This is a genomic window from Terriglobia bacterium, assembly GCA_020072645.1.
Taxonomy (GTDB): domain Bacteria; phylum Acidobacteriota; class Terriglobia; order Terriglobales; family Acidobacteriaceae; genus Angelobacter.
The window spans coordinates 46930-53177 of sequence record JAIQGK010000025.1 but is presented as its reverse complement, the minus strand read 5'-3'; the positions used below and the strand labels follow the sequence as shown (position 1 = coordinate 53177).

Here is a 6248-nt window from a genome sequence, read left to right as displayed (position 1 = left end):
CGAGCAGGTACGAAAGTAGGCTTTAGTGATCCGGTGGTTCTGCATGGAAGGGCCATCGCTCAACGGATAAAAGGTACGCCGGGGATAACAGGCTGATCGGAGCCAAGAGTTCATATCGACGCTCCGGTTTGGCACCTCGATGTCGGTTCATCGCATCCTGGAGCTGTAGAAGGTTCCAAGGGTTAGGCTGTTCGCCTATTAAAGCGGTACGTGAACTGGGTTCAGAACGTCGCGAGACAGTTCGGTCCCTATCTGGTGTGGGCGTAGGAGATTTGAGAGGGCCTGTCCTTAGTACGAGAGGACCGGGATGGACGAACCTCTTGTGTTCCAGCTGTCATGTCAATGGCACGGCTGGGTAGCGAAGTTCGGTTGTAATAAACGCTGAATGCATATAAGCGTGAAGTACTCCTCAAGATTAGATCTCCCAACCCTCAAGGGTAATGAAGGGCACAGAAAGACCATCTGTTTGATAGGCACGGAGTGTAAGGTCAGCAATGGCTTCAGCTTACGTGTACTAATCGCCCGTTCGGCTTGACCATAAAATTTACTCAGGGCATACGCGCCTCGCAAGAAGCGCCAGCCCTTGGCAATTAGCCTTTAGCAACCAGCCAGACCGGATTCATTTCCGGCCCGGCAGAATGCTCCTGGCAATGGCAAGCGCCAATGTAGTTAGTTCGACCAAATCAATCTATTCAGTTGTGAGGCATCGCCCTCACGATCTTTGAAATCTGGCAATTAGCAGATAAGCAATTAGCACTTAGCCAAAGCGATACGCTTTCGGCTATTTGCCAGGTGCTAGCTGCCAGTTGCTCCCGATCTTTGGTCTTTCCTTACGTGAAATGACCCTTTGCGCGGACTAACACGACGTAGAACCTGACTCGCGCCGCGCAATGACAATATCTGCGGCTAGCTCCTAGCCTCTAGCTACTAAGCTAGAAGCCAGCAGCTAGCAGCCGCGCCAAAGGCGCGCTAAATTTGCGGTGATCTTACCGCGGGGGTTCCACCCGTTCCCATCCCGAACACGGAAGTTAAGCCCCGCAGGGCCGATTGTACTGTACGCGAAAGTGTGTGGGAGAGTAGGTCGTCGCCGCATTAAATCAAAGGCCACGTTCAGAAATGAGCGTGGCCTTTTGTGTTTTTTAAGTCTGGTGATAAACCCCGGACGGCCTGAATTTTCTGATTACTCCAAAGTCAATGAATGAACTTCTTCAAGCGCCGTTTTCGCGCAGGCCTTAATCGAGCAACCGCAGCAATGCAACTGGACTCACGAAGATCCGCGCCGCGCTTATACCACCGGAGCGCAGCTCGCGCGTCGCGCTTGGTTCCCTCACCTTTTTCTGTCATGTAGCCCAGCCAAAAGCAGGCAGTGCTGTGATAAGAGTCGCCGTTCACAAGCGTCATGCCACTGTCCGGGGAATTGACTGATTCCAAGTAAAGCTGGAACGCCAATGAGTCATCTTGGTCTACACCTAGACCCTTCTTGAACATGAAGCCCAGGTGGTTTGCAGCCCGACTTGAGCCCTGCTTGTACGCGATAAGATAAAGCAGAAAGGCCCGTTGCAAATTCAGATCGACTCCCATCCCCTTTTGATAGAGCCGACCTAGCTGCAGTAACGCCAATTCCTCCCGTTGTTCCGCTGCTCTGGTGTACCACTCAATTGCGTTGCCCAAATCCTTTTCTACGCCCTTCCCCTCGAAATACAAACCCCCGATATTAAATTGCGCCGTGGCAAGTCCACTCGCTGCAGCGCGACGAAACCAAACCATAGCCTGGGTGTAGTCCTGCGGCGTTCCATAGCCGTGCTGAAAACAGAGTCCCAAATTATTTTGTGCATCGCGCTCTCCGGCCTTGGCTAGGCTCTTCAACTTCGCGAAAACAGCGGTTGGCGGATAGATTTTGGCTTGACCGAAAACATGCTGCAATAGAAGATTTTGTTCCGCGGCTTGATGGCCTTGTTCGGCAGCTTTGGCGTAGAACTCGGCTGCCTTCCGAAAATCCTGTTCGACCCCGTTGCCCCAATCGAAAGCGAGCCCGAGCTCAAATTGTGCAAATGGATCGCCGTCCTTGGCCGCCTGACGAATCTTTTCCAGAATGTTTAGCTCACGCACGCGCGAATTGTACTGGATGCTGTTGATGACAACAATCGATGTTGAATACCTGCTTGTGGAAGGGATCTGGACCGCAACCGCCCTCGGCTGCGCTGAAGGATCTTGTGGCACAGGCACTCCTGCCTGTGCGCCCGTACCTCAACGATGAACTTATCGAATGCCAAAAACTTCACCCCTGTCTTCCTGAGCGAGCATGAAGGCCCCTGGGCTTTTCAAAGGGGACTGAAAACGAGTCGAAGGATCCCGAAGATGCCAGGTTCTTAAATGCCGATTCAGGGGGGCTCAAGAAATTCGTGGATCGCAGCCGCCCTCGGCTGCGGACAAAACCAGCGACTGCTTGGACGAGTAACTGTATCAGTGAAAATCCGTGCTATCAGTGGTAGGCCTTTTCCATTCTTTTCCAAGTCCACGCGCCAACAGCTCAGCGACAGCGTTTTGTTCACCACTTGTCTTGTGGCAAACCAAACGCTGTCGTCCAATCCTCTGCACTGTCAGCCAAACTACGGCAGTAGGTGTATCAGGTACTTGTCGGTCCAGATCTCGCCTGCTGTACGGGTGGAATCAAGATCGAGTTGCAGCGACTGTGAATTGCCCTCCGTGCCAAAGCAGTCCCCTGCAACGGTGCCGACGCTGTTGCTCGGTTCGCCTGAGACCGAGGTAATCGCAACCGCATGAATCGGGTCCGGGTCAGTATCTGCGCATGGAGTCGTCGTACACTCGCCTACCTGGATCATGTCAACCGCAGTGCGGGCATTGCCGCTACTGTCAGTAAATGGGTGGCCCACAAGGTAGAGTCTCTTGAACTCGGTCGTGGGGAGGGGGGCTTGGGCAGTCGTAATATTGGTAGCGTGCCAGGCATTGCCTGTGGGATCGTAAACTCGCCAGAAACCGTCAGCGAAATCCGCCTGGAAGGCCATGCGATAGTTGTGTCCGCCAAACCACTGCGTAAAACCGAACTCAAAAGCTCGCGGCTGGTTGCCTTGCTCCACGTTGACGTTGACCATGTAATGGCCGGCGGCCTTTCCAATTACCGCCGTTCCTCCGCAGCGTTTTTCATAGAAGAAATCGTCCTGGAAACTACCACCTCCTGAAGCCAGTGTGGCAAGAAACTCGCGTGACTGTCCGTCCGTTGACTTGTTCGTATCCAGAACACTGTTGCCGTTGGCCTGCGTGCAAGGCGAACTGCACCCCGGTGTTTCCTCCCAGTTGGGATTAGTGTTATTAAAGGGGTCATCGTCGACTTGGCCCGTGTCATAAAGATTGTTGGTGACCGTGATGGTAATAAAGTTGTCATGCGTGGTGCCGTCGTTATACTGGCAATCCATTGTGTAGGTGCCGTTTGGCAGGAAATGAACAAAGACCAGATGATTAGTATTGTGCACAGTCCAAATCGACGTGCTGCTTCCATTGATCCATAGCTTCATATAGTTAGGCGTGACTGGGGCTGTACAATCAAAAAGTGTAGGATTCCCGACTGTGGCGCCGTCCTGAGGATAGTTCCAGACGGATGCTGACGAAGTGCCAACCGACAGGATAATTGTTGCTGCAAGGAATAAATAACGTTTCATGGAGGGTATCTTTCACGCTTTCTCCAGGGGATGCTGCAAAAGATGCCCATCGGTAATAGCAGGTTGTCAAAGGATATCTGACCAGGACACAACTATAGTTCTTATTGAGCTAACCAGAAGCTACTCAGCTAGAGATGGTTGAGACAGTTTCCATTTCAGGAATAAATAACACCTATCGCGCTCGATTAGAGCCAGAGCTTTATAAAGAACTCTCAGCGAAAGTAACTGTCGTAAAAATTCCTATAATCAGTGCCATCAGTGTTAACGTTAGTTCCCGATGCCCATCCACCCCGTTCTCGCCCGCGAACTCCGCCAGTCCAAACGCCTTCAGAAATTCTTCGATTCCCTCCCCGAATCCTCGCGCCACCAGATCGACCGTGAGGTCCGCGAAGTTAAAAAAGAAGAGACGCGCCTGCGCCGCGCGCAGCTCGCCGCTGAATATCTGATGGAAGCCATGGAAGCCGAGCTCGACCCGCCGCCGCTGATGAAAGCTGCATTCCGCCGCAACGCCCAGGCCCGCCAGGGATGGGAACTCATGCCGCAATCGCTCCGCCGCCAATACCTGATCTTCATCTTCCGCGGCCGCTATCCTGAAACGCGCGCCCTTTACATCGAGCGGACCATCCTGGATGCCGCCCAATACGCCGACAGACGCGCAGGAAACGCCACGAACCCGGACGTAGAGACGTAGCACCGCTACGTCTCCGTAATCTGCGACCTTCCGCGCAATCCGCGGTAAGTTTTTTGCATTCTTCCTCTGTGTCCTTCGCGCCCTCTGCGGTAAAAGTGTTTTCTTACCCTGTCAGTGAAAATCCGTAATCCGCGAGCATCCGCGCAAATCCGCGGTAAAGATTTTGTTCGGCGTGTGCCTCCAGCCACAGTGTCTTCGCCCACCCACATTACGCCACCAGCGTCGATCCATTAACTATTCGCTAAATCAGCCACTTAGCCATTGGCGCCCTGCCTGCTTTACTCACGGGTAGGAGGGCGAAAACGCCATGACGCACACCGACTCAGCAACCAATCTGAACCAAATCCAGAGAAGCCTTGTCCCCATGCTCCGCACCTGGACCCGCAGCATCGGATGGACAGTACTGCTCTCAGCCGTGCTCGCCATTCTCTTCGCGCTGCTGTGTGATGGCTGCTCGGGTGTCCACTAATTGGCCTGCAGCACGCCGTCTTGGCAAGGCAACCAGGATTTTGGCTAGTGCTTTTCCTTTGCGTTCTTCGCGCCCTTTGCGGTGAATCAATGGCTGCATGCTGAGTGCTGATTGCTGAGTGCCCTACCCGCGACTATCATTCTCCGCATGAAACATCACCTCATCACTGGCGCCGCCAGCGGCTTCGGCTTTGCTCTTGCGCGCACGCTGCTTTCCCGTGGCGACTCCGTCCTCGCCTGCGACATCAACCCTGCCCCCATGGAACAGCTCCGCGCCTTCGCCACAGCGCCCGCTCAACTCAGCACTCGCCAACTCGACGTCCGCGATCCCGCGCAGTGGGAACAAACCATGCAGGTTGCCGTCCAGCTCTGGCCCAGAATCGACACGGTGATGAACGTTGCCGGAGTCCTGCGGCCGGATTTCATTGCCGATATCAAGCCGGCTGATATCGATCTCACCTTCGACGTCAACACCAAAGGCGCAATCCACGGCACCCAGGCCGCTTTTCGCGCGATGCGCAACCAAGCCGATCAAAACGGCCGTGGCCACATCATCAACCTGGCTTCCATGGCTGGCATTACGCCGGTACCCGGCATGTCCATCTATAGCGCTTCAAAGTTTGCTCTGCGCGGCTACTCGCTCACGATTGCTCACGAACTCAAGCAATATAAAATTTCAATGACCGTTATCTGCCCCTCCGGCGCGGACACGCCGTTGGTTGAGCCGTACCGGCACAAGACGCAAGCGGCGTTGATCTTCGTCGGGCCCTTGCTTACGACCGATCAGGTCGTGCATGCCATCGTCGATCAAGCTCTGGTGAAACGTCCCGCAGAAATGGCTCTGCCTCGCGGGCGAGGTCTGCTGGCCAAGGCTGCTGGCAGCTTTCCCGGGCTCGCCAATATGTTCGCCGGCTCCATGATGCGCACCGGACAGCGCAATCAGGCAAAGCTGAAATGATGTTTTTCCAAAGCTGCTGCTGTTTCTAGTGCAAACCACGGTGCTCTCCAGCCATCTAAAAAGCTTAAGGGGTGCACCATGATTCGTTTTCAGTGTGAGAGTTGCGGGCGTTTAAAAGGGGACGGAGAGACCTGGATTCTTGGCTTTGCCGCCGAAAATATCGGTGTGACTTCCGCCCGCCGTGAAATCTCGATTGCTAGTTCCTGGGACCGCCCTCGCGCTGTTGAATCATTGGCTGTTCATTTCTGTTCCGATGAATGCCGTGCCACCTATATGACCGCCTTGTTCGGCGATAGCCCTGACACCCTTGGTGGATCCTCCACTTCAACCAAGCGTCGCATCAAACGCCTTGTGCCCGGTGCGGTAGTCGATACAGTTGTCTCGGAAAAGTCTCGCCCTAAAACCAAACGACGGACGATTGTACGGCGCAGGATCGCTTAAAATTTTGCTCTAT

General features: G+C 54.2%; 6 protein-coding genes and 2 rRNA genes. 6 read left to right on the top strand and 2 right to left on the bottom strand.

What is annotated here, in order from left to right; all coding sequences use genetic code 11:
- Both LAO76_26020 and rrf read left to right on the top strand, forming a co-directional pair.
- Nucleotides 1–539: ribosomal RNA gene (locus LAO76_26020) — 23S ribosomal RNA — on the top strand; the annotation flags it as partial.
- Between the two features lie 437 nt (nucleotides 540–976).
- Nucleotides 977–1093 (top strand): 5S ribosomal RNA (gene rrf, locus LAO76_26015).
- 98 nt (nucleotides 1094–1191) lie between these two features.
- Here the strand turns inward: rrf and LAO76_26010 are convergent.
- Together LAO76_26010 and LAO76_26005 are read right to left on the bottom strand one after the other, a co-directional pair.
- Nucleotides 1192–2220 (bottom strand): sel1 repeat family protein, encoded by a 1029-nt coding sequence (locus LAO76_26010; protein MBZ5494396.1) that lies wholly within the window; start codon nucleotides 2218–2220, stop codon nucleotides 1192–1194.
- Nucleotides 2221–2609: 389 nt separating this feature from the next.
- A complete protein-coding gene (locus LAO76_26005; protein MBZ5494395.1) occupies nucleotides 2610–3677 on the bottom strand; it encodes a hypothetical protein in 1068 nt (355 codons plus the stop codon).
- Nucleotides 3678–3954: 277 nt separating this feature from the next.
- On the opposite strand from LAO76_26005, the gene LAO76_26000 reads away from it, so the two are divergent.
- The 4 genes from LAO76_26000 (at nucleotide 3955) to LAO76_25985 (ending at nucleotide 6235) form a co-directional block, all read left to right on the top strand.
- Nucleotides 3955–4368 carry a YdeI/OmpD-associated family protein gene (locus LAO76_26000; protein ID MBZ5494394.1) on the top strand — a complete coding sequence of 138 codons (414 nt, stop codon included), beginning with the start codon at nucleotides 3955–3957 and terminating at the stop codon, nucleotides 4366–4368.
- A 307-nt stretch (nucleotides 4369–4675) separates the two neighbouring features.
- Nucleotides 4676–4837: a hypothetical protein gene (locus LAO76_25995; GenBank protein ID MBZ5494393.1), complete on the top strand. Its 162-nt coding sequence runs from the start codon at nucleotides 4676–4678 to the stop codon at nucleotides 4835–4837.
- A 147-nt stretch (nucleotides 4838–4984) separates the two neighbouring features.
- On the top strand, nucleotides 4985–5794 hold the full coding sequence (locus tag LAO76_25990) for an SDR family oxidoreductase (GenBank protein ID MBZ5494392.1): 810 nt from the start codon (nucleotides 4985–4987) through the stop codon (nucleotides 5792–5794).
- Nucleotides 5795–5872: 78 nt separating this feature from the next.
- Nucleotides 5873–6235: a hypothetical protein gene (locus LAO76_25985; protein ID MBZ5494391.1), complete on the top strand. Its 363-nt coding sequence runs from the start codon at nucleotides 5873–5875 to the stop codon at nucleotides 6233–6235.
- Nucleotides 6236–6248 lie beyond the last annotated feature (13 nt).